The organism is Mucilaginibacter sp. PAMB04168 (assembly GCF_039634365.2).
In the GTDB taxonomy this organism is placed as follows: domain Bacteria; phylum Bacteroidota; class Bacteroidia; order Sphingobacteriales; family Sphingobacteriaceae; genus Mucilaginibacter.
Window position 1 is genome coordinate 1,105,071 of record NZ_CP155079.2, and the last position, 24,006, is coordinate 1,129,076.

General features: G+C 42.2%; 15 protein-coding genes and 1 riboswitch. Of the genes, 7 read left to right on the forward strand and 8 right to left on the reverse strand.

Annotated elements, in window-relative coordinates:
• Positions 1-146 precede the first annotated feature (146 nt).
• Entirely contained in the window at positions 147-1,286 is a 1,140-nt protein-coding gene (locus tag ABDD94_RS04805) for a FecR domain-containing protein (RefSeq protein ID WP_345954903.1), read from the reverse strand.
• Positions 1,287-1,431: 145 nt separating this feature from the next.
• Here ABDD94_RS04805 and ABDD94_RS04810 point away from each other — a divergent pair, with 145 nt between their 5' ends.
• The 3 genes from ABDD94_RS04810 to ABDD94_RS04820 all read left to right on the forward strand — a co-directional run bounded on the left by ABDD94_RS04810 (position 1,432) and on the right by ABDD94_RS04820 (position 7,694).
• Positions 1,432-2,007: a sigma-70 family RNA polymerase sigma factor gene (locus ABDD94_RS04810; RefSeq protein ID WP_345954904.1), complete on the forward strand. Its 576-nt coding sequence runs from the start codon at positions 1,432-1,434 to the stop codon at positions 2,005-2,007.
• A gap of 659 nt (positions 2,008-2,666) precedes the next feature.
• Positions 2,667-5,837, forward strand: coding sequence for a TonB-dependent receptor (locus ABDD94_RS04815; protein WP_345954905.1), 3,171 nt, complete (start codon positions 2,667-2,669; stop codon positions 5,835-5,837).
• Between the two features lie 33 nt (positions 5,838-5,870).
• Positions 5,871-7,694: a RagB/SusD family nutrient uptake outer membrane protein gene (locus ABDD94_RS04820; RefSeq protein ID WP_345954906.1), complete on the forward strand. Its 1,824-nt coding sequence runs from the start codon at positions 5,871-5,873 to the stop codon at positions 7,692-7,694.
• A gap of 45 nt (positions 7,695-7,739) precedes the next feature.
• On the opposite strand, the gene ABDD94_RS04825 is transcribed toward ABDD94_RS04820, so the two are convergent.
• The 7 genes from ABDD94_RS04825 to ABDD94_RS04855 all read right to left on the reverse strand — a co-directional run bounded on the left by ABDD94_RS04825 (position 7,740) and on the right by ABDD94_RS04855 (position 15,319).
• Positions 7,740-8,102, reverse strand: a complete 363-nt coding sequence (locus tag ABDD94_RS04825) for an RNA-binding protein (protein ID WP_345948665.1) — start codon at positions 8,100-8,102, stop codon at positions 7,740-7,742.
• A 720-nt stretch (positions 8,103-8,822) separates the two neighbouring features.
• On the reverse strand, positions 8,823-10,358 hold the full coding sequence (locus ABDD94_RS04830) for a serine hydrolase (RefSeq protein WP_345954907.1): 1,536 nt from the start codon (positions 10,356-10,358) through the stop codon (positions 8,823-8,825).
• Positions 10,359-10,670: 312 nt separating this feature from the next.
• Entirely contained in the window at positions 10,671-10,937 is a 267-nt protein-coding gene (locus tag ABDD94_RS04835) for a Trm112 family protein (RefSeq protein WP_345948663.1), read from the reverse strand.
• A gap of 2 nt (positions 10,938-10,939) precedes the next feature.
• Entirely contained in the window at positions 10,940-11,590 is a 651-nt protein-coding gene (locus tag ABDD94_RS04840) for a thiamine phosphate synthase (protein WP_345954908.1), read from the reverse strand.
• Positions 11,587-12,639 carry an AIR synthase family protein gene (locus tag ABDD94_RS04845; protein WP_345954909.1) on the reverse strand — a complete coding sequence of 351 codons (1,053 nt, stop codon included), beginning with the start codon at positions 12,637-12,639 and terminating at the stop codon, positions 11,587-11,589. Before ABDD94_RS04845 ends, ABDD94_RS04840 begins: the two co-directional genes overlap by 4 nt.
• A 12-nt stretch (positions 12,640-12,651) precedes the next feature.
• Complete coding sequence (locus ABDD94_RS04850) at positions 12,652-13,371, reverse strand: class I SAM-dependent methyltransferase (RefSeq protein WP_345948660.1); 720 nt, start codon at positions 13,369-13,371, stop codon at positions 12,652-12,654.
• Positions 13,372-13,487: 116 nt separating this feature from the next.
• Positions 13,488-13,591: riboswitch (TPP riboswitch) on the reverse strand.
• Positions 13,592-14,017: 426 nt separating this feature from the next.
• Positions 14,018-15,319: a DEAD/DEAH box helicase gene (locus ABDD94_RS04855; RefSeq protein WP_345954910.1), complete on the reverse strand. Its 1,302-nt coding sequence runs from the start codon at positions 15,317-15,319 to the stop codon at positions 14,018-14,020.
• A gap of 611 nt (positions 15,320-15,930) precedes the next feature.
• On the opposite strand from ABDD94_RS04855, the gene ABDD94_RS04860 reads away from it, so the two are divergent.
• Genes ABDD94_RS04860 through ABDD94_RS04875 form a run of 4 tightly spaced genes read left to right on the forward strand, consistent with a single transcriptional unit; the run spans position 15,931 to position 23,356 of the window.
• Positions 15,931-17,124, forward strand: a complete 1,194-nt coding sequence (locus tag ABDD94_RS04860; protein WP_345954911.1) for an anhydro-N-acetylmuramic acid kinase — start codon at positions 15,931-15,933, stop codon at positions 17,122-17,124.
• A gap of 35 nt (positions 17,125-17,159) precedes the next feature.
• Positions 17,160-20,162 (forward strand): SusC/RagA family TonB-linked outer membrane protein, encoded by a 3,003-nt coding sequence (locus ABDD94_RS04865; RefSeq protein ID WP_345954912.1) that lies wholly within the window; start codon positions 17,160-17,162, stop codon positions 20,160-20,162.
• A gap of 18 nt (positions 20,163-20,180) precedes the next feature.
• Positions 20,181-21,485 carry a RagB/SusD family nutrient uptake outer membrane protein gene (locus ABDD94_RS04870; protein WP_345954913.1) on the forward strand — a complete coding sequence of 435 codons (1,305 nt, stop codon included), beginning with the start codon at positions 20,181-20,183 and terminating at the stop codon, positions 21,483-21,485.
• 56 nt (positions 21,486-21,541) lie between these two features.
• Positions 21,542-23,356: a serine hydrolase gene (locus ABDD94_RS04875; RefSeq protein WP_345954914.1), complete on the forward strand. Its 1,815-nt coding sequence runs from the start codon at positions 21,542-21,544 to the stop codon at positions 23,354-23,356.
• The last annotated feature ends 650 nt before the right edge of the window (positions 23,357-24,006 follow it).

The window sequence follows — 24,006 nt, forward strand, 5'->3', positions numbered from 1 at the left end:
TAAAATTTTTGTACATTTGAATGTTAGGTATAAATAATTGGTTGTGAACACGATTGGTTATGGTTGCCTAACTGGGCTTATGGCCTGTAGCCAGGAATGCTGCGAACATTCCTGGTATTTTTTTTAGGTAACCGGTGATGTAATAATTATTCCATAACGGTTACTCTCCTTCCTTCGGTTTTAAAGTGTATAGTTCCTGTGAGTTCCAAATTTTTCAAAACTTCTGTGAGGCTTTTAGACCGGGATATACGCCCGCCGAAAACCATATTTTGCAAATCTCCTTTATAGACAACGTCTACATCATACCATCGGGCAATCTGCTGCATAATTGCAGTTATACGTGCATTGTGGAATAAGAAAATGCCGCTCTTCCAGGCAATTGCTTCTTCCACATCAACATCTTGTATATCAAAGCTTTGCATATCAGGCTGTAGTTGGGCTTGCTGACCAGGAACAAGCAATTTCTTTGCTCGTCCTCTGGAAATAGCTACCGAACCCTCTAACAATGTAGTTTTTGAGGCTTCAACTCCGGGGTACGCAGTTATGTTAAAATGTGTACCTAACACCTCTACTTCCTCATCTTTAAACGCAACTTTAAATGGCATCTTTTTATTTTTAGCTACTTCAAAATAGCCTTCGCCACTAAGTTCAACTTTGCGTTCTGCGCCTGTAAATGCCACCGGGAAGCGTAGGGTAGAGGCTGCATTGAGCCAAACTTTGCTGCCATCCGGTAAAATAATTTGGTACTGCCCGCCTCGCGGGGTACTGATTGTATTGTATTCAACCTCGCCTGTCACCAGCGGTGCTGGCACTTCATATTGCAGTATACCATCCTGCTGTTTTTTTATTGTTACTTGTCCTTTAGCAAGGATGGTAGCATTACCTACTGTATTAAGTTCAATTGTTTTGCCGTTTGCCAGTGTTAGTATGGCCTTGCTGCTATCCGTATAAGCATGTTTTATTTGATTTTTACGGGTTGCTACGGTTAGCCGTTTATCAGGCTCTGCTATGTAAAATAATGCAGCCCCCATAAAAATAAGCACAACAGCTGCCGCTGCCCATTGCCAGGTAAACCTAAAGTGTGCATGCTTCCTCATGTTAAGGCTTTCGTCCAACTTGCTCAATAATCTGGTTTCAATGCCGCGGTAACGGTCCTTGTCTTCTTCTGGATGAAGGGTTTTAAGTTCAAAATCATCCTCGTATGCCATTATTTTTTCAATCTCTAAAGGCGTAGCTTTACCTGCCAGGTGTTTTTCATAAAGTAACAGGTATTCTTCTCGCGTCATGAAATTGGTTGGTTTGTTTGATCTTTGTAATAGTATAGAGTAGCAAGTGCAGGTACCACACACATACCAACAGTAAATAATTATTAATTAAAAAATTGGTAATTATTTTTAATAGCTGTAGCTTTACTTTACAACCAATTATACTATGGCATACAGCTCATTGAGCGACGCCAACCTCTGGAATCTTGTAATAGATGACGATTACCGTGCTTTTACCGTACTGTTTCAGCGTCATTGGGTGCGTTTGTACAAAACGGCTCTTAATTATATTAAAGATGAGCAGGTGTGCGAAGAGCTCATTCATAACTTGTTTCTGAACTTATGGAACCGCAAACGGTATTTAAATATTAACAATTTCAGTGCTTATCTGAAAGTGTCACTTCGTTACCATGTTTACGCCCAGTTAAAAAAGCAAAAGACATCTCCTATAGAACTACAGGAGGACTTGTGTGATACAGTTTATGAGCTTAATGCTGCCTATGAGAAGCTGTGTTACCGGGATATGGAGGATGAGCTTCACAAGCAAATGAAGACGCTTCCACTTCGTTGTCAGGAAATATTTAAGCTAAGCCGCACTGAGCAATTAAGCAATACCGAAATTGCTGTAAAGCTAGGTATCTCTAAACGCACGGTAGAAAATCAAATTACTGTTGCTTTGAAATATATACGTGGTCACATTAAAGATATAGCCATGCTAATGGTGATACTTTTGCACTGGTAGCGCCTTACCTTCTTCTTTACCCTTGTTATATAATTAACCAGGTTGTAACTAATAACCAACTTTTCTTTTAATTTTATTAAGCCTCTTGGTAAAAAAGTATCGTTTAACATTACGCAATCTTCCATCCTGATTTTTTCATACATAGTTAAAAGCAACTCACTGTGCGGATTTACACGACTGATAAATTCATGATTTACATACAACAAATATTTCATTTAAAGCGTATATGTCTCATTGAAAGGAGTTTATGATTTACTTTCAGGCTGGTTTTTTTACGTTTGCTATACATCCGTTGTATCATTCGGAACAAATATGAGATGAAAGATTTCATTGCTCTTATACCTTTACCATCACCTAAAAAGAAGAAATTATTTTTTACTGACTGTGTTAGCAGTAAGTTCAATCCGGTACATATCCGGTGAGGCTTTATGACATTACTGGTAGATGAGAAATGAAAAGGATGATTCCTTTTTTTTTAACCACTAACTGCAATCGATTGCAAGTAGTTGAATTGACAAAAAACCAATTATAAATTAATATGAGAAACAAGTACTATTAACCACTCCAAAATTAGCTGTATACTACTGCACTTTCAGCATTGCTGGGTGCCTGCTGCTCTACAGCTCAGCCTAATTATTAAACCAATAAACAAAATTATTATGCAAAAAAACAGACTTACTATGTTATGGAAGTCAATGCTTATCGCCTTAGGGATTTGCTTTATTTCCATTCATATTTATGCACAGTCCAGAAACATTACAGGTACAATTGTAGACGAAAAAGGCGAAACCCTGGTTGGCGCAACCGTTAAAATAAAAAGCGGATCGTTAACCACCACAACAAATGTAAACGGCCAGTTTACGCTTAATGTACCACCAAGCGAAACCGCCCTTATTGTAACTTATATTGGCTATACCGATCAGGAAGTTTCTATAAATGCACAGAGTAACAATCTCCGTATCCAACTTACCTCCAATGCCCGTAATTTAAATGACGTGGTGGTGGTGGGTTACGGCTCGCAGCGCAGAAAAGATGTAACCGGATCTGTTACCTCAGTTTCTGAAGCTACACTGGAAGAGGTGCCTGCACCTAATTTAATTGCTCAATTAAAAGGGCGTGCTGCTGGTGTGACTATTGTAAACAATAGTTCTACCCCGGGCGCTGCAGGATCTATCCGTATCCGTGGTAACCGTACCATTACCAGGGGCAGCAACAGCAGCAGTGATAATGCTGATGCTCCTTTGATCGTATTAGATGGTGTGCCTTATAATGGTAGCATAAATGACTTTAGCCCTGATGACGTTTCGAGCATTGACATCTTAAAGGATGCCTCTGCAACAGCCATTTATGGTTCTAGAGGTGCGGGTGGTGTTATATTGGTGACTACTAAACGCGGCCGCACCGGCAAAGCAGTTATTACCTATGACGGCTATTATGGCATTTCGAGCATTTTGGGTAAGTATAAGTTGTTTAACGGGCCTGAATTTGCCCAGTTTAAAGCAGATGCCGCTACTTATGCACAAACCAACCCGGGTACAACCGGTTACGGCCTTACGCAATCGGAAAAGGATGCTTTAGCTGCCGGTATTTCTACCGATTGGCAAGATCTCATTTATCAGCATGGTTCTATCAGCAACAACCAGATCAATATTTCTGGCGGTAGCGAAAAGACCCAATTTGGTGTAGGGGCCGGCTATTTTACTGAAACAGGTATTATACCAAACCAAAATTTTAAGAGGGCAACGCTCCGTACTACTATCGATCACCGTGTTAATGACCGTATCAAAGTTGGGGTTAACTCTATTACTACGTTATCTTACTCAAACACGCCGGGTGGGGGTAACGTACCATTCAATTTGGCGCGTTTAACGCCGCTGGCGTCGCCATACAATGCTGATGGTACTTTGAATTTACGTCCTGCATCCCAAACTCTTGATGCTACTCAAGTAAACCCCTTAACGCTGATCACCCGGGCCGATGATATTGTTGCCCGTAACAAACGCTTAAGAACCTTTAACAGCCTTTATGGGGAAGTAAACATTTTTGACGGATTAAGATACCGCCTGAATGTTGGTTTAGATTACCGTACCGAAAATGGAGATGGATATAACCCCGCAGGTACGCTTGTAAACGCAAACGATGGTCAAAGCTCAAGCAATGGCAGCTTTTCCTCAGGTTATAACTACTCTTACAACATTCAAAACTTGCTGTATTACGATAAAACCTTTGCCCAAAAACATAAGGTAAGCTTTACAGGCTTGTTTGAGATTAACAAAGAGCAAAACAGGAGCAACCGCTTTACAGTAACAGGTATACCTGCCGATTATATTGGTAATACCAACTTTGGCTTAGCCAGCGGTACTATCTTAAGCGATGTAAATAACAACTTCTTTTCAGAGCGCGGACTTGTATCTTATATGGGCCGACTGAATTACGGTTTTGACGATCGTTACCTGGTTACAGCCACAGTGCGTGTGGATGGTTCATCAACGTTATCACCTGGTAATCAATACTTCACCTATCCGGCTTTAGGCTTGGGCTGGAACATTACTAACGAGCAGTTTGCAAAACCATGGAAGGTTGTATCTAACCTAAAATTGCGTGGCGGCTATGGTATATCAGGTAACCGTAATGTTGATCCGTATACTACATTAGGCTTGCTTTCGGCCTCTGCTTATAACTTTGGGCAAGCGGTTGCTGGTCAGCAATTAGCCTACTATGTGTCTACACTGGCCAACAACGCGTTGGGTTGGCAGTCCACCGCACAGTGGGATGTTGGTTTGGACTTTGGTTTACTTAATAACCGTATTACTGGTGTTATTGACGTTTATGATCAAAAAACGAAAGATATATTACTGCCTGTAGCTTTGCCTGCCAGTATTGGTGCGGGTGAAACTGTTAAAAACCTTGGTAAAACACGTGGCCGTGGTTTGGAAGTAACTTTAACAACCGTAAACTTTCAATCTAAAAACGGTTTTAACTGGAGTACAGATTTAAACTGGTTTTTTAACCGCGAGGAGATCACGCAGCTTACCACGCCGCAAGAGTTAAATAACGTAGGTAATGGATGGTTTGTTGGACAGCCTTTAAGCGTTATTTATGATGTTAAAAAGATAGGCATCTGGCAAACTGAAGACAAGAATAACGGCACGCTTGCCCGGCAAACCTCTCCGGTTCAAATTCCGGGTCAAATACGGGTTGAGGATATAGATGGTAACAACAGAATAGACGCAAATGACCGTCAGATTATAGGTAATTTCCAACCTAAATGGGAGGGTGGTATCACTAACCGCTTCAGTTATAAAGGCTTTGATCTATCGGTTGTTATCAATGCGCGTATAGGTATGAAAGTGCTGGTTCCGTATCTATCAAATGATGGTTCAACCAATGGTTATGCATTTTTCATGACCTCACGTTTAAATCAGGTAAAGGTGAATTATTGGACAGCAAATAACCCAACCAACGAGTTCCCTGCACCTGATGCAAATAATCAGGCTTCTAACTTTTTATCAACCCTGGCTTACCGCGATGGCTCATTTATCAGAGCCCGGAGCATAAACTTTGGTTATACCGTGAGTCCTGCTTTTATAAAAAAAGCTGGTTTAAGCACCCTAAGATTTTACCTGAATTGTACCAACCCATTCATTATTTATTCACCACTGGTTAAATCAGGCTTGGCAATGGATCCTGAAGGCAACGGTTATGGTGGTGCTGTGACTGGCTACAGTTCACCTAGTAATCAGGTTAGTGCTCCTACACGTCAGGTAAGTGTTAATATCAATAACCCGTCTACGCGTCAGTTCATATTGGGTGTAAACGCCAGGTTTTAATCAATTAAAAGAAAATTATTAAAGAATTCAGATATGAAAATTAATAAGATAGTAACCTACACGCTGTTGTTGTGCACAGCGCTTTCGGGCAATGGTTGCAAAAAATTACTCGAAGAGCATCCCCAATCTTCTGTTGTTCCTTCGTTTTTTAATACACCCGCCGGAGTTTTGGGTGGTATAGCTGGTGCTTACCAATTGTTAAGAGCCGGAACCTACGGTACTGAAGGTTTTAACACACAATTAGTAGCCGGTACAGACGATCACCTATCAGGTGCAGGATCAAGCAGCAGGTTAAACACCTACAATGGCTTAGTAGGAGACGATGCTAGTGCCGGCTGGAGTAATTTTTACCAGGCTATTAATACACTGAACGGTGTGTTGGAGTATGGTACAAGTATCGATTTGCCAGATGCTACACGCAAGAGCTACCTTGCACAAGCCAAGTTTATGCGGGCTTTCTGTTATTTTATGCTGGTGCAGCAATATGGTGATGTGCCATTACACACCACCTTTATTACCGTGCCTACTCAGGCCGATACACGTGCACCTGTAGCCGACGTTTATGCTCAAATCATTAAAGACCTAAACGAGGCGTCAGCAGATTTGCCGAATACCGTAACAGCGCCTTTTTTAGGCAAAGCTGCTACCAAATCAACTGCACTGTTCTTATTAGGCAAAGTATACCTTACCCGCGGCTGGTTAAATAATACACAGTCTGACTTTCAGCAGGCTTATGACATTTGCAACGGTATTATTACCAACAAGGGTACTTACGGGCTTGATTTGTGGCAAGATTACGCTGATGCCTTTAACCCTGCGAATGACTACGGTAAAGAAACCATGTTTGTGAGCGATCATACTATTGATCCTAAATATGGTACTTTTAATTTGGGCGGCGCTGAAGCCAGCGGCCCTGTAAACCTGCAACCATGGTTTTACAACTTTAATTATCCTACCTTCAGCGCTGTTAATACCTTTAAAACAGCTGCAGGTGCTCTTTCAAGCAGCGGCTCGAGCGGTATGGTTAGAGATGTGCCCTACGGTCGTCCGTTCATCCGGACCCGGCCAAATACCGACCGCTTAACAACAGGCCCTAACGCAGGCAAACGTTATATTTTAGACCAGGCTTTTGTTAACCGTACGACTGACGCCAGATATGATGGTACCTTTTTTAAGGCTTGGATATCTAATACGCCACTTACCAATGCGGCAAATGCAGCAAACAATACCCGTGGTATAACTTACAGTATGGTACCCGGTGTAGATACGGCTATTTATATGCCCGATTTTGAAGTAACAGGTGCACCCCAGTTTATCGGTACCCGCCCGTTTAAGGGCATTGTGATTCCGCCAAGTTTGTGGAACGCTAACTATTTTCCTTCGGTAAGGAAATTTATGGATCCGAGCCGTGCTCCGGCTAACTTTAATGATCCATCTTCACGTCCGGTTGTGATATACCGTTTTGCTGATGTGTACATGACAGCTGCCGAAGCAGCCTTTAAATTAAATAATTTAGGTAATGCTGCAGCAATGCTTAACGTGATCAGGCAACGTGCCGCCTTCCGTAAAACAAATACAGCTACCGAAAATGCTGCCGCTGTCACAGCTATGACTATCACGGCCGCTAACGTTACACTTGATTTTATATTAGACGAACGGACCCGCGAGTTTTATGCAGAAACACAAAGGTGGCTTGACCTGGTGCGTACCAAATCATTGGTTAGACGCGTGCAAGCCTGGAACCCCGAAGCGGCTCCTTACATTAAAGATTTCCATGTGCTAAGACCCATACCGCAATCTACTCAGATTGACCGGGTTGTTGAAGGTGCTAAAATGCCTCAAAACGCTGGTTATTAATGATAAATAAGAAAGGCCTGTCGGTTAAGACAGGCCTTTCTTATTTTAAGCCCTTGGCCGTCTGGGCCTTTTTTCTTGTTCTTCGAATGGTTTTCGACCAGGTTTGTTATTGCCTGATGAACCAAAGGTTGGCGGACGGCTAAACCTGGGCTTTGGGGCCACTGGTTTGTCCTCGCTAATTTTAACAGTTAATTCTCTGTCGCCCATTCTTTCGCCATCCAGTGCAATAACCGTATTTTCTGCATCGTCAAGGCTTTCCATTTCTATAAAGGCATATCCTTTGCATTTACGGGTCTGTTTATCCCTAACAATTTTTATGGTGGCAATATCACCATGGGGCGCTATGAGTTTGGCAAGATCCATTTCTGAGATCTCTAACGGAAAACCGCTTATAAAAAGTTTTGTCATTTCTGATAAGGCTGGTAAACAATCCTAAAGTTAAATAAAATGTACACCGATTAGCATGAGTAAACAATTAGTTACATCGGTAAACCTGCAACGTCAGTTGCCTGGGTAGCTTGCTAGTTATAAACGTTGGAAAGTTCAAGTTATTCTGCAACTAATAAACAGCTTTATGTAAAACAATAACCTGAAGAATAGTTTTAATTATGTTACACTACTTAAATTGAAAACGCCTCGATGTTAGCATTTTGATACATTTCGAAAAAAATATGCATCATGCGTAGAGGGAGGATTCTCTTATAGCACTTAAAGGAAATTTGATATTATTAAGGTACGTGTACAAACTAAAATAATTTGGTTGTAACCGGGCATTTATTGGACCAGTACATGGATGATTTAGATAATTGGAAGGTCTATAAGGAAACTATATGTACCCTAATGATGCGAACTTTTATCGATCATAAAAAGGACTTATCCGTGATTTTTGGACTTATAGAAATGTAGGCCTAGTATTTGAACAATAAACGCATAGCGAGTCCATTACGGGTATCCGTCAGTTGTGCAAGGATTATTCCCAGCATGAATAGTTGGCGGGTATTTTAAAGAATTTGCTGCCGAGCATCCAGTATGCAACTGTAGGCGTCACAACTCTTAATGATTTGGTTTACAGCTATTAAGTGATATCTCCGTCAGGCGTTCATTTTGCCCCGTACATGCTCTTGAAAATTATTTCACAGTATTCGTCGTATGGAAACAATGATAGCAACGGTTAAGATTGATAATGTTGGTTCTGTTGCAATTCTTTATAGTTTTATTAGTCTTGGGCGCCTCATTAGCACTGCCGTTTTGGTAAAGTATAACTTTCGTCACATTACCACTTTTGTCTTTAACAAATTCTAATTGGGCATCTACTACCTTCATGATAAACTTACTTGCAGTTTCTGGAAACAGTGCTATTTTTTCCTGGCCGGTTAAGCGAACGTATAACTGTTTGTTTTCTGTAAAAATGGTCAAAACCGCCCCCGGGGCAAGGGTGTAATTGCCACAATAACTCTGTAGCGTGACATCATCTAATGCTATATTTTTTTCTGTCTTGGAGCGGTACAATCCTTTAAAGCCATAAACCTTGGCTACGCTGTTAATAATTTCGGGAATCAACATTGTATTAACCGAATTAGTCATTACCACTACGCCATTACCATTGGTCAAGCTTCCAAAGTACTGACTATAAAAACCATAGGTTAACCCATCGTGTTCAAAGTACTCTTCGCCGTCGAAATTATCAATAAAAACGCCCAATGCCGCCCTTTGATCTATGTAAGGCGTTAACATTATTTTAGCAAAGTGTGAATTTAAATAAGTACCCGGTTTGCCTTTATAAGCTTCTTGAATCGCTATAATGTATTTTGCCAAATCCGTTGGCGTTGTCCACAATCCAGCCGCAGCTTTTTCAGGATAAAGATGAAATTTGCCTTCGATCTGCTTCCCGTTATCATAATAACCCGTAGCGACAACATGAGTTCCTTTTTTATTTGGGACAGCAAACGTACTGTTTACCATATTTAAACGCTTTAACACCTCGTTTTGCATATATCGATCATAGGTCTGGTGAGTAACATCTTCAACTATCAATTGTGAGATAGTGGTTCCTCCACCAGAATATTCGTGCCTTTTGCCAGGCGCAAAAATCGAATGTATAGCTGCTGAATTTGCGGGTTTTACGCCTCGAATTACTTGCAAAATAGATGGAATGGCGTCATTTTCGCTGTAGCCGACAAATCCTGGGACGTTCAGCCCCGCCGTATGACTTAACAAATTAGCGAGCGTTATACTATGCCCTTGCGACAGTGAATCATACGGGAATTTCCATGAGATTAGATATTTATTGATATCGGTGTTTAGGTCAACACTTCCCGTTTGAACCAGCTTTAGAATGCCAATGGCATTTATAGACTTGCTAATTGAGCCCGCTTGAAAGAGCGTCTGGGTGGTCACCGGTGATTTTGCAGCGGCATCGGCTAAGCCATAGCCTTTTGCCCATTCGAGTTTATAATTATTAATTACTGCAATGCTCACTCCCTTAACGTTATAATGCGCCATCCGTTGCCAGATCGTCCACCCCAGAGTGTCTTTTGATCTGACAGGGCCAACTAAGCTTCTTTCAACTAAATTTATTCGCCGCTTAACTGCCTGCGTTTGAGCAGTGGCGGTTAAGCCTGCAAATGCCGTTAAAAGTATAGTTAGTGATAAAAGGTTCCTCATTTGATTTGTTTAGATTGACATGAACGCCGGTGCTCGCATAAAGCAATACGACATTAAACATATAACAATCTAATGAAGAGCTTGAGGCGTTTAACATCATTTAACATATTACTGGCTATTTGAAACATTTACATGAAAACAGCAGAAAAAAATGCAAAGGGTGTACAAGTTGCAGCAACAAAAAGCAAACGAAGCTAGCAGAACTTAAAACCGCCCGACCTTAACAGGCAATGAAGCTGAAGTTTCACTACAATCGACTTTCACAAATGAGAGGTCATAACATGGCAAGCGATAACTGAACCTTTGAAGATCTCAGGCTCCGTTAGGCAATAGTTTGATATCATTTATGCCATACTCTAATTTCCAGCGTTCTATTACTGGTTGTTCGAGTTGAATCTGCCGGTATTCATCCGGTGCCATAATGGGCACGCCGTATACGATCGGGTATCGGCGTTGGCAGTGCAAGCAGCTCAATATGCCTTCCACAATGTTTTCGTTGAGGCCTTTAGCCAATACCTGTAATTTCAAATCCTGCTTATCGAAAGGGCAGCAAAGCTTTTCTATGGTTTTCAGTTGCATAATTATTGGTTGTTAATGCCCAGGGCATCTTTATAGGTTTGTACTTGCTGTTGAGGTTCATCAGCGCTCAAAATTCCCGATATAACGGCTACCCCATCAAAAGGCGTTTCTTTCTTTAATGTTACCAGATTGGATGGTGTTATTCCGCCCGAAACAAAAATAGGTATGGTGGTAATAGAGCGTGCGTGCCTAACGGTAGCTGGCATTACAATATCACAGGTGCCTGCCGATGGCGAAGGGAACATGGCGCAGAACGAAACATAATCCAGTTGTTGTTCGTTTGCCCATCTTACGGTGTCCAGATCACCAGAACAGGTGATACCAGCCATGAATGGTCGCCCGACAGATGCTATGATCGAATTGTAATTCGCAGGTATCGTATCGAAATGGACACCATCAATAAAGGAAGTCGTCATCAGTAGTTGCCAGTCTTCATTAATAAACAACGGTACATCGTAGGGACTGCAAAGCGCTGCAATAGCTTCTATCAACTTAAACTTGTCAGTCCCTTCGGTCCAGTTATTCCATATTTGCAGGGCACTTAAGCCGCCGTGTAGCGCAGCTTCCAACTTCTGTAGCAATAGGCTTTCAGGCATAGCCGGGTCCAGTACCAGGTATACGCCACCGGTAATCTTAAACTTTTTCTTCATCATTTCCATCCGTTTTTATAGGCTGAAAAGAAAGCATTCCAATAGGGGTCTGTGCTATTGTAATGCATTTCCTCTTCTATACCGTTCTTCACCAATTTGCAGCCATGCTCTTTGGACGTAAACTCACCAACTATAGTTGCCTTGATATGATGCTGGGCCAAGCGTTTCAATACATTTTCGGCATGACCGTTCTTGGTAGCTATGATCATGGATCCGGCACCTATGCAATAACGAACATCTATATTAAACAGGTCACAAATTTGTTTTTGAGTTTGACCAACCGGCAGCAGTTCATCATGTACAGTAACGCCATTGCCTGATGCTATGGCCATTTCGTATATCGCGCCCAAAACACCACCTTCTGTCACGTCGTGCATGGCAGTCACGTCCTGGTAGTGGTACTCGGTACCCGCAGCAACCAGGGCATCAGGCAGGGAAGAGGTTTGGTAGAACATCTCGCAGCCTTGGTCATGAGCTTCCTTGCCCAGTTTGCTTTTTACCGTCTCGGGAAAACACATAGCCAAGAGTGCAGATGAGGAAACGGCGCATTCTTTAGTCACAATGATTACATCGCCTGCTTTGGCTTTGCTGCTGAGCAAAACCTGGTCTGCGGGCGCTGTTAGCAGCATGGTGCCACCACCCGCAATAGTAGAGTTTTGCCCTTCAATGCTGCCTGTATGGCCGCCGGTAATGGCAACACCGATACGTTTACAATACTCATGTATGAAATTCCAATAGGTAGTAAAATCCTGTTCAGTTAAATACGGCGGAAGGTTTAGTACCATTTGTGCATACATGGGTGCAAAACCGGTGGTAGCCATGTCATTTGCCATCAGGTGTACCGATAGCCAGGCAGATTCTTGCAAACCCAGGGATGGTATAAGCGATAGGGGATCACTGGTGAGCGCTAAGCCTAACCCGGCACCCATATGAATGAGCGATACATCTACGCCAAAAGCTGGCCCGCTGATTACTTCACTTCGTAAGTGTCCGCAGTGCGGCAGTATGATCTGCTCAAAACCGCCACCTGATATTTTTCCGGATAAAGACATGGAATCTAAGGCTTAATCCAAAAATTTAACATACAGGCCAAAAAAGTCACCCACGGGCACACTCCATTGCTGCACCGGGAACCACTCTGGTAAGCCAGTACAAGTCCACTCCAAACTGTACTGTCGGCCTTTCAATGCCTCACTGATCTTTTCAATCAGCATAGCAGGTGTATAAAATGTAGCAGTAACATAAAAGGGATTTTTGCCAAACAGCTGTTGAATACGCCTGCGCAATACCTTGGGCGAATTGCGATTCATCATACCAAATGCAATGCCTTGCCTGCCTACGCGTGCGGCCTCACGTATAACCTGTACCGGGTCTCGGTAGTACTCAAAGGTGGTGATGAAGGCTACAGCATCGAAGGTGTTATCTTTAAATGGCATAAAGTGCGAATCGGCATTAACCAGATCACCTTCAAAAAGGTGCACAGCCTGGCCTAACATGAAGGGGGAAATATCGCCACCGGTGGCTTCAATGCCTATTTCGTGCCACCAGCGAGTAAATCGAGTGGTACCGCAGCCAAACTCAAGCAGCTCTTTTACGCGCGGGTCCTTACCCAGCAATTGGGCCATCACCTTCTTTTGCCATACTTCGGCTCTTTTGTAGCGGCCTTCGTACCATTGTTCATAAGTGTCGGTGTGCTCGCGGTTAAAAAACCACTCTTTGCGCCCCTGCCAGTTTGTGAGGCTTTGGGTCATCAGGCCAAAGCTGTTGTTTTTCTCCAGTTCCATTTATTCAAAAGGTATAAAATGTAAAAAGCCTTGCTTCCGGAGGCGCGCACAATAGCGGCAACAGAAACAAGGCTTTAATCTTATAGAATAAACGGCACTGTGGTGCCGAAAAGATTAGTAACTAGCCTGTGCATCCCTACGCCGGTATTATCCGTATCAGGTTTCTCGGGTATTATCTCAGCCTTTTATCTTTTGGTAAAAAGCACCCCGTGCAAGTATGTTAACAAACATAGCTAATTATTTTAAGGTTCTCCACTTTTCTTCATACTTTATCTGAAATGACCTAAGCTCCAAAAGAAAAGCCTGCAATTATTTGATTTGCAGGCTTTTTGCTTTAACATAGTCATCTGCAGAGAGGGAGGATTAGTTTTGAATATATGGGATAGTTAAGTGATTGCACACCAAATTGCGCACGACTACCTTGCCACAGATGAAATGCAAATTCTATGGCCTGAGCTGGGTGCTCGCGTTCGCATCAATTGTTTTAATAATGCCCTAAGCATTAAACAAGCCTGAATTTTATTGGCAAAACCGACTGGGCAAGAAAAAGGTGGAAGACCTGGATGTTTCCACCTCGTTTGATATTTGGATATAAGATTATGAGAATAGAGACCATGCTCCATAGAGGCCTACCGACTATCAGCCGTTAATGCTTTTTATCTTTATTCATCTTCGCTTTTACACCAGCTCTGTAATTGTAGGTTTTAGCATTGCTGGCTTTCTTTTCGTGAAATGCGGCTCCGGGAGCATCATCATCTGCTTTTGCTTTGGCAGCTTTCTTTTCGGCAACATCAGCCAATGTGCGTTCCTTTTCAACAATCAAATTTTCTGGTAATTCTCCGAAGGGAATTTTTTGGCCAGTGGCTTGTTCAACTTTTTTGACTAAGCTTAGTTCAATATCCGTGGCGAATGTGATAGCCATGGTTTCATTTTCATCATCTGGCGAATCTTTGATCATCCGGCCGATATAGGTTTCTTTTTCAGTCGGCAGTTCAAAATGAATCAGGAACGGGATCTCCTTCAGGTCCAGTTCCTGTTCTCCATCGTTAACCACAATCAGCACGCGGGTAGCGGCATTTTTAAACTCATGCAGCGATGTAAAGCCATCCATCTCAAAAAACCACGGGTTTAATAAAGCCGCTGTGCATCTCCGGTCGCGCAAGCTCTTGTAAAGTTTCTCGGCCGTTGGGCGGGTGTTTACAAACAGTACCACTTTGGTGAACAGGTCTTCATCCTGCATAAACAGGTTCAACAGATTCACTTTCGTGCCAAAGTTAGGCAGCAGGTATAATAGCTGCGAATGCATATCATACTGCGGCTCTCCTATTTCTTCAACCTCAACAGTGGCCGGTTGCCTCATGAAAGGCGTTATCATTTTGTTTAAGCGCTCATGTAGTACTTCGGTAAAAACGAGGTGCTGGCATTTAGGGATGCTATCAGCCAGTTCGGTAACGGGTAATTGCAAACCTTGTTTAACCATCAGTTCCGCATCATCAATAACCAGCAGTTCTATCTTATTGACATCCAAACCTAATTTAAGGTAAATGGCACGCGCTCTGTCGGGTGTTGCCACCACAATATCGGCACCATCGGCTAAGGCATTCATTTGGGCTTCCATGCCTGGGGCAGCAAATAGAGGAACTATAGAAAGCGTTTTATTTTTGTTGAGCTGACCGATTTTAGCTATAACCTTTTCCACCTTTTCTTTATCGGGTACCAGTATCAAAACTTTCGGTACACCATCGGGCGTATAGTTAAACTTATTGAGCGTGGCTAATATATAGGTAGTGGTTTTGCCGCAACCTTTGGGGCCAACTGCTATTAGGTCCTGACCGCCGTTAATACGCGCCAATGTTTTTTGCTGAATCTCTTTAGGAGCTACGAAACCTGCTTCATTTAAAGATTGTACTAACCCTTTTTTTAGCTTCAATTTATCTAACCACGCCATATCTAGTATTTTAAAAATCCCGCAGAGGGCTACAAATCTATCCTTTTTAAGGCGCATTTTTTAAGTCGTGGCTAAATTGGCTTAAAAAGTAACTTAATATGAGTTGTCCTTTGGATAAGTCTAAGGAGCGTTACTTAGGTGTATTAATCCTGGTTACGCCATAAGCAACATTTCCTACCGTAGTCGATGTTTTTTTACGAGTGTACGTAACAGCAAATCGATTTATTCCTAATTATCAAATAGTAAGTCGTGAGAAAGCTCGATAACGAATAGAATGGAGGTGGTGCAAGAAAAGGAAATGACCTTTGAAGGATCTTTTAGTGTTTCATATGATGAATTGATTTTAAAGCGAGATTCATCAATATAAACTTTATCAAACGTATCGTTTTCGTATTTCTACAATAACTGCATTTTTGAATACTTATAGAATAATAATTAAGTTTTAATCTATACGGTTAAAAGTGTTTTCTATTGGTGCACTTTTTATATAAATTATGCTTAAATACTTGCCTTTATGTTAATATCATGTTAAATTACCTGTGTTATTCGGAATGCTGTCCTCTACGGTTCCTTCTGAGTGGCTTTGTTTGATTGAGTGTTAACTATTAAATATGAATCCTAACATAGGAAATCTCTACAGAATTGCAAATCAACCTATACGCACTATTATCGGTTTGATGTCGGGAACATCATTTGACGGATTGGATGTTGCTTTATGCGAATTTACAGGTACCGGAACTAATACTTCTGTCAAAGTAAAAAACTTTATTACCAAAGAATATAGTGCTGAGTTTAAGGAGGAAATCAAATCTATTTTTGCCAAAAAAGAGGTTGATTTGAAAAAGACCACTGTACTTAATGCTTTTATCGGATGTTATTATGCCGAGCTTATTCAAGAGTGTCTTACTGAATGGGAAATCAGCAATAAAGAGGTTGATCTGATTGCCAGCCACGGGCAAACCATCTTTCATGCGCCCAAACACCTTCATCCTCATGATGGTTACGGTAATGCTACTTTGCAAATTGGCGACGCCGACCACCTGGCGGTAAAAAGTGGCATTATAACCTTAAGTGATTTTCGCCAGAAACATATTGCAGCCGGCGGTGAAGGTGCACCGCTAGCAGTTTACGGAGATTACCTCATTTTTTCGGATGCTGTTGAAAATCGCATTATGCTTAACGTGGGTGGTATAGCCAATTTTACCTATTTACCAGCAGGCAAGGCCGACCAGTTTTTTTCAACCGATGTTGGACCTGGCAATACCCTGATGGACCAGTATGTGCAAGCAAACTATCCTGGGTTATACTACGATAAGGATTCAGAACTGGCTTTACAGGGCAAAGTAAATCAGGTGTTGCTGCATGCGTTACTGGATCACTCTTTTTTTGTTGCACCATTTCCTAAAACCACCGGCCCCGAGTTGTTTAACTTAGCGTATCTTGATAATGCCATGCATAAGTCCGGCCAGGTCAATCTTTCATCAAATGACATTTTAGCAACGCTGGCATGTTTTTCTGCAAACGCAATAATTGATGCCATCGAAACGACAATAGCAACAACCGGTAGCTTTGAAATTTATGTAAGCGGAGGCGGAATGTACAACCCGCTTTTGATCTCTTATATTGAAAAGCATTTTTCTAAGAAAATCAAATCAACAACGTATCTTGGTATAAACCCGGATGCAAAGGAAGCTGTACTCTTTGCCTTGTTGGCTAACGAAGCTGTTGCAGGTAATGCTGAAAGTTTAAAAAGCACGGTTGGTATCCCTCAAGTATTTATGGGAAAAATAAGCTTTCCTCAATAAAATTGCATGTATAATCAAAATTAACCACCCCTAATATGAAACAAATCTTACTATGTTTAAAAACAGCGAGAGTCCTATCGGCTGTGCTTGTTATGCTCTGTTTGGGGCAAATTGCTTTGGCGCAAAATAGGCAAATTATAAAAGGCGTTGTTAGAGATGCCCGGGATAAAGAACCTATTATAGGCGCGGTAATCAGGCTGAGCGGAACTAATCTGGGAACCGCAAGCGATGTTAATGGCGCATACACCTTAAATGCAAGTGTGGCTAATGGCAATTATGCTGTGGTCGTTTCATTTACGGGTTACCGGCCGGTTACAAGGCAAGTCACCCTCAACCAAAACCCGGTTACGATTGATATTGAGCTTTCTGAGGATGCATTAAATTTAAATGAAGTAGTAGTGACCGGTACCGGAGCCGCTACCAGCAAAAAGCAATTGGGTAATGCGATCTCCACCGTATCATCAAGAGATCTGGAAAATAGCACGGCTACTTCCATAGACCAGGCTTTGGCGGGTAAGGTTGCCGGCGCGCAAATATCACAAAACTCCGGCAACCCGGCTGGTGGCATAAGTGTGCGGCTAAGAGGAAATAGTACTATTGCAGGTTCAAGCGACCCTTTATATATAATTGATGGTGTGATCGTAAACAACAGTTCAAGCGAATTGATAGATTTGGGCGGCTACTCGCAAAATAGGCTGGTAGATATTAATCCTGCCGATATTGACCGCATTGAGATCATCAAAGGTGCTGCGGGTGCAGCTATTTACGGTTCAAGGGCAAGCAATGGTGTTGTGCAAATCTTCACAAAAAGAGGAAAATCAGGCGCACCGGTAGTGAATATTTCTACGCAGTTCCGGTCTAACTCGTTGCGTAAAAAACTGAAATATAATCAATATCCTTTCCGGTTTGCAAATACGACGGCTACCGATCTAACGCAGGTTCCTGTTGAACGTTACGACCTGCAAGACCGCATATTCCGCAACGCTTACGGTAACGAAACCAACGTGTCGGTTTCGGGCGGTACCGATAATACGCAGTATTACATGAGTGGAAGCTATTTAGGTAATCAAGGCATTATCGACAATTCAAATTTTCAAAGAGGTACAGCCCGTTTAAGGCTTGATCAAAGGTTTAACAACTGGATTAAAGTATCCCTTGGCCTGAATTATAGTTTAAGTGGCAGCAAGGAAATACCTAACGGTGGTATTAATGAGGCATATGGCGCGTTAACAGGCTTTATTTTTGGTAATAATTTTGTAAATCCAGATCCTAACCCGGTTACCGGAATTTATCCAACACTGGCACCAGCCGGTTTGTTGCGTACCAATCCGCTTGAAGCGATTAACAGGTTTGATTTTAGTCAAAAAACCAGCAGGCTCATAGGCGATTTACAAGTGAATATGACGCCGGTAAAAAACCTGTCTATCAATTACACATTAGGTTACGACAACTCCACCCAACTGGCTACCGGTTTTATTCCTATTGGTAACACATCACCCTCGTTCAGCACAGGTTTTGCACGCAGGGCAGATCGAATTGCTTTATTATTGAATAACGACCTTAATGTAAGTTATAAAGGCAAACTCGGCGACTTTGAGTTTACAACAGCGGCGGGTGCCACAGCTCAAACCGAGCGCGTAAGCACTGCCGGTATTACAGGCACGCAATTAAGCCCCGGAAGTCGGGTAGCATCCAGTGGAACAAATCTGATTGTAACCGACATCCGGTCAACATTAAACATATTAGGTTTTTATGCACAGGAAACCATTGGTTTTAAAAGCAAATTGTTTTTAACAGGCGCCATACGTAATGATGTGGCCTCCTCTTTTGGTAAGGACAACCGGTGGCAATATTACCCTAAGGTAAGTGGAGCTTATCTGTTGTCAGAAGAAGATTTTTGGAAGAACTCTTCAATCGGTTCGGTAGTATCAACCTTTAAATTAAGAGCTTCCTATGGGCAATCAGGTAATTTAACAGCCATCAATGCCTATGATCGTTTAACCAACTATAATGCTGCTTTATTAGCAGGCCTTCCTGGCGTATCTGCGCCGTCCCAGTTAGGTAATGCTACTGTTAAGCCGGAACGCCAGATTGAAAAGGAGATAGGTCTTGATGCAAGTTTATTTAATAATCGTTTAGGTTTTGAGTTCTCTTACTATGACAAATCGGTTAAAGATTTATTGCTGCTGGTAAATTTACGGCCATCAACCGGTTACCTTTCGCAATATCAAAATATAGGCAATATGACCAATAAAGGCCTGGAGTTGTTAGTACGTGGAATTCCTATTCAACACGAAAAGTTCAAATGGAACACTTCTGTGATCTTCTCTAAGAACAAAAATAAGGTGTTTGATATTCCGGGAGGTTTGTTAACCTTCCCTGGTGGTTTTGGTCAGGTTGCTGCGGTCGAAGGTTATCCGCTAGGGGCTTTTTATGCAACAGCTTTTGCTCGCAATGCCGACGGATCGTTATTGTTAACGCCTGCAGGTCTGCCTCAGCGCGAAACTACAGGCCGTAATGCTGCCGGTCAGCCAACGGGAACTATTGTAAACCGGGTAATTGGCGACCCTAACCCGCAATGGACCGGCTCTTTTATTAACGAATTCAACGTTGGCAAAGACTTTTCGTTTCGTATGCAGTGGGACGCTTCTTATGGGGGTGAGGTGTTCAATTTCACTAAACGTGTAGGCGACCGTGATTTATATGGTGGCTTGGCAGGTTACGAGCCAGAGCTGAGAGGTGAAGTGCCCAAAGGAACTTCAGCAGCGTTATTTCCCATCATGGAAAACTGGATTGAAGACGGTTCGTATTTAAAACTCCGCGAAATATCAGCTTCTTACAACCTGCGGTTCAGATTCCTGAAAAAAAGGATTTTAAGGGTTACGTTATCCGGTCGGAATCTTTTGTCTATTGACAAATATAGTGGCTGGGATCCTGAAACTAATGCCGCAGGCCAAAGCGGAGCCGTACGCGGCTTCGATTTTGTGGAAGTGCCAATCCCGAGAACTATTGCTTTAGGGTTCAACTACAGTTTTTAACGTTATCAAATGAATTTTATGAAAATCACCTATAAAATACTAACCGTTGTGATGCTCGTGTTGGCATCATCATGTAAGCTCGATCAGGTAAATCCTAACGCCGCGGCCGATGAGCAGGTTTTAAGTTCCAGGGAAGGTATCATTGCCTTAAGTATAGGTTTAAGGCAGTATTATTCAACTTCGGGGCTAAGCAGCATTATCCTGGCCCCAAGCACAACATCGCGCGAGATGAAAGGCTTTGCTACTTTTACTACTGTTTTGGAACTTGAAGCCGGTGGTTCGGCCCTGCCTACGGCCAATGCCGGTATCTTAAATTACTGGTCATCCATGCAGCGGGAAATGACCATGTGCGAAAATGTGATTAACAACGCCCCGCAAATCTCTTCTATCGAGCCATCGCTTTTAAGTGGCATAATGGGGCAAGCCTACCTTTTTAAGGCAATGGCTTTAGCAGAACTTTCCATGGCGTTTCCACAAGCAAACATCAATACCAGCACATCGGCTCCGGTACAATTTGTGCCCCGCGAACAAGTTTTTGCAGAAGCTATCAGGCTATTAGATCTTGGTGTTGCTGCGGTAACTGCCAATACGCCTAACGTGAGCTTTGGAACAACTGTGGCAGGACCTGATTTTGATTTGGTCAATACACTTTATGCCATGGAAGCCCGCATTAACCTCATGGCTGGAAATTATCAGAAGGCTTTAAACAATGCAAATTTGGTAGACCTGACCAAAACATCGAGGTTTACTTATACCACACAAAGCCCTAATCCGCTTAATACACTATTCAACATAACCAAGTCATACGTACCACGTGATAATTTTGGCCTGCCCCCCAATTTATATTACCCGGGCGATCAACGTTACAACTTTTACTTTAACGGTATAAAAACTACTATTGGCGGTGAAGTAACGGTTGGCTTAACCGGTTTTGCGGCCTCGCCGACTACACCTATACCGGTATATTTAAATGATGAAATTAAGCTCATCAAAGCCGAAACCATATTACGTTTAAACGGATCGGTAACCGACGCGCTGGCACAAATTAACGCGGTACGTACGCAAACCTCAGGTGATTTAAATGGTGTAAATGCAGGTTTGCCTGCCTACAGCGGCGCGGTAACAACTGATGCCTTGTTGCTTGAGGTGTACAAACAGCGTTGTGCGGAACTTTATTTAAGCGGCCTTAAATGGGAAGACACCCGCAGGTTCAACCGCCCGGCTCCACCAACAGACTTAAGTGAGCGCAACCGAATATTTTATCCTTACCCAGACCAAGAGCGTTTAAATAATCCGAATACGCCGGCAGATCCGGCTATATAGTAACTGCTTACAAAGGAGAGAAGGGGTTCCCTTTTCTCCTTTTATTTTTTGTGAAAATGAAAAAGGGACTTTTTGTTTATTTGGTGTTGCTCATCAGCGTTGCACAAGCGCAAGATCATCTTACTAACTTAAAAAAGCTTAATAAGCTCCATGAAGCAGAAAAAAACATCGTGTTGTTTAATAACGGCTCGAATGCTATACCTGTTAAAGAGCTGTCTGACCTGAATATTGCCAGCGTACATGTAAACTACAGCGAGTTTGGCGTGTTTGATAGTTTGGCCAACAAGTACTGTAAAGTTACCGGCTTAACAGCCGATACGTTAAAAGATGCTGCCGGGTACTATGCACTGCACGATAGGCTTAAACTGTACAACATGGTGATAGTTACGCTATCCGATAGGTCGCCTTTTAACAATTCTCTCCGTAATCTTATAAAAGATATAGAAAGCTATACCCAGGTTGTAGTAGTTTTAACAGGACCAGGAAAAAACCTTGGGTATCTCGATCAAATCAAGTCGCCGGTAATTTGGTATAAGAACGATACTCCTGAGGGAGCATCCATTGCAGCCCAACTCATTTTTGGCGGGATTGCGGTGCCCAACCGACTTACAGAAAATTTTAGTAAAAAATTTATTAAGGGCAGCGGTTATACGGCAACTAAAATCCGCTTAGGGTATTCGCTTCCCGAAGCGGTAATGGTGAATGCTGATAAACTGAATAAAATAGATTCCATAGTTGCCGCAGGTATTGCAAGTCATTCGGCACCTGCAGTAGTGGTGTTAGTAGCTAAAAACGGCGAAGTAATATTTAACAAAGCTTATGGTAAGCACACCTATAACGGAAATGAAGTAACAAAGCTTACCGATATTTTCGATATGGCATCTATTACTAAAGTTACGGCAACCACACCGTCTATCATGCACTTATATGAGCAGCATACATTGGGGCTGGATTCGCCTATAAGCAAGTACGTGGCTTTGCTCCGAAATATCCCTGATAAAAAAGATGTTACCGTACGCGAAGCTTTGTTACACGAAGCCGGTTTTACGCCCTACATCAAGTTTTACGAAAAGCTTAAACAACAGGATCTAAGTGCCGATTCTTCGGCGGCATATCCTACCAAGGTAGCCGATCATTATTATTTGCGGGCCAACTACTTCAATGAGGTTATGTGGCCGGTAACCCTGGCATCAAGCGGCAATACTCGTGGCAAGTTTGTGTACAGCGATCTGAGCATGTACATGATGAAAGAAGTTTTCGAAACCGTAAGCCATCAAAAATTAAACGAATACGTATTAAGCAGTTTGTACCGCCCCTTAGGTATGCAAGCAAGCGGCTACTTACCACGCAACCGTTTTAATATAAGTAGAATTGTGCCCACAACCGAAAATGATAATTGGTTCAGGAACATGCTGGTTCAGGGCTATGTGAATGATCCGGGTGCTGCTATGGCTGGAGGAGTAGAAGGCCATGCTGGGCTTTTTTCCAACGCCAATGACCTGGCCATTTATTACCAAATGCTGCTTAATAAAGGCACCTATGGAGGCAGTAGGTATTTTGATAGTACAACAGTTGATTTGTTTACTTCCCGTCAGTCAAAAACATCATGGCGCGGGCTGGGTTTCGACAGGACAAACAAAAGTTCGGCTACTGATAAACGGTCTGAACTGGCTTTTGGGCACAGTGGTTATACTGGTACCTACGTTTGGGTAGATCCTAAATATAACCTGGTTTACATCTGCTTAACCAACCGGGTTTATCCGGACGACGGGAAAACATATGGACCAGCAAAAGTGAATATCCGTTCACTGGTGCTGGATGCCTGTTACGATGCCATTACCGATAACGAAAAAAAAGAAATACATAAATAGGCCAATTTAGCTAGGGTATATTTACCCTGAACCTCCGCTCTTATATAGCGGCGATTCGAGAAATATCTATAAACATGCTAAACATGGAACTAATTACAGAAAAGGATTTAATATACGATAATTTGAAGGAGTTATCCCTTGCTGAATTTTAGAAAAATTAAAGTTATGTCGTTGATAGTAAACAGCGGTTTCCAGAGTATTAGGTAACCCGGTGCATAAAATGGAATTTTAGCACCAAAAGAAAAAGCCTGCAATAATGTGATTTGCAGGATTTTATCTGTTTTCAATGCGGTTATTTGCGGAGAGGGCGGTTCAGAACTTTGTCTGAAATTGCCTCTAATAATGCTATAATGCAGGTTTTGCAAAATAGGTCTCGCTAAAAACCTGCTCAAATTATATTACTTCTTCACAATCTGATGATATAAGTTCAAATTGTTATCCATAAAAAGGTGAATCGAATTATTCAGGTTTATGAATGAACAGCTCAGAAATAAGCGAGCTGTTCATTCATAGAACAAGGGTCATATATGTTAACTGACTAGCTATAAATGCAGTTTGCGTCGGTAGCAGTTAAGTTAAAGTCACCTAACCAATTCTTTTTATAAATGTGATCAATTAGTTCAACTTCAAACGTAATTGATTTCAATATC

Bases quoted from the DNA above. Each gene is read 5' to 3' on its own strand.
- ABDD94_RS04845 (WP_345954909.1), bottom strand. From the start codon at position 12,639: ATGTCTTTATCCGGAAAAATATCAGGTGGCGGTTTTGAGCAGATCATA.
- ABDD94_RS04825 (WP_345948665.1), bottom strand. From the start codon at position 8,102: ATGACAAAACTTTTTATAAGCGGTTTTCCGTTAGAGATCTCAGAAATG.
- ABDD94_RS04875 (WP_345954914.1), top strand. From the start codon at position 21,542: ATGAAAAAGGGACTTTTTGTTTATTTGGTGTTGCTCATCAGCGTTGCA.
- ABDD94_RS04870 (WP_345954913.1), top strand. From the start codon at position 20,181: ATGAAAATCACCTATAAAATACTAACCGTTGTGATGCTCGTGTTGGCA.
- ABDD94_RS04830 (WP_345954907.1), bottom strand. From the start codon at position 10,358: ATGAGGAACCTTTTATCACTAACTATACTTTTAACGGCATTTGCAGGC.
- ABDD94_RS04805 (WP_345954903.1), bottom strand. From the start codon at position 1,286: ATGACGCGAGAAGAATACCTGTTACTTTATGAAAAACACCTGGCAGGT.
- ABDD94_RS04820 (WP_345954906.1), top strand. From the start codon at position 5,871: ATGAAAATTAATAAGATAGTAACCTACACGCTGTTGTTGTGCACAGCG.
- ABDD94_RS04865 (WP_345954912.1), top strand. From the start codon at position 17,160: ATGAAACAAATCTTACTATGTTTAAAAACAGCGAGAGTCCTATCGGCT.
- ABDD94_RS04850 (WP_345948660.1), bottom strand. From the start codon at position 13,371: ATGGAACTGGAGAAAAACAACAGCTTTGGCCTGATGACCCAAAGCCTC.
- ABDD94_RS04840 (WP_345954908.1), bottom strand. From the start codon at position 11,590: ATGATGAAGAAAAAGTTTAAGATTACCGGTGGCGTATACCTGGTACTG.
- ABDD94_RS04860 (WP_345954911.1), top strand. From the start codon at position 15,931: ATGAATCCTAACATAGGAAATCTCTACAGAATTGCAAATCAACCTATA.
- ABDD94_RS04835 (WP_345948663.1), bottom strand. From the start codon at position 10,937: ATGCAACTGAAAACCATAGAAAAGCTTTGCTGCCCTTTCGATAAGCAG.
- ABDD94_RS04810 (WP_345954904.1), top strand. From the start codon at position 1,432: ATGGCATACAGCTCATTGAGCGACGCCAACCTCTGGAATCTTGTAATA.
- ABDD94_RS04815 (WP_345954905.1), top strand. From the start codon at position 2,667: ATGCAAAAAAACAGACTTACTATGTTATGGAAGTCAATGCTTATCGCC.
- ABDD94_RS04855 (WP_345954910.1), bottom strand. From the start codon at position 15,319: ATGGCGTGGTTAGATAAATTGAAGCTAAAAAAAGGGTTAGTACAATCT.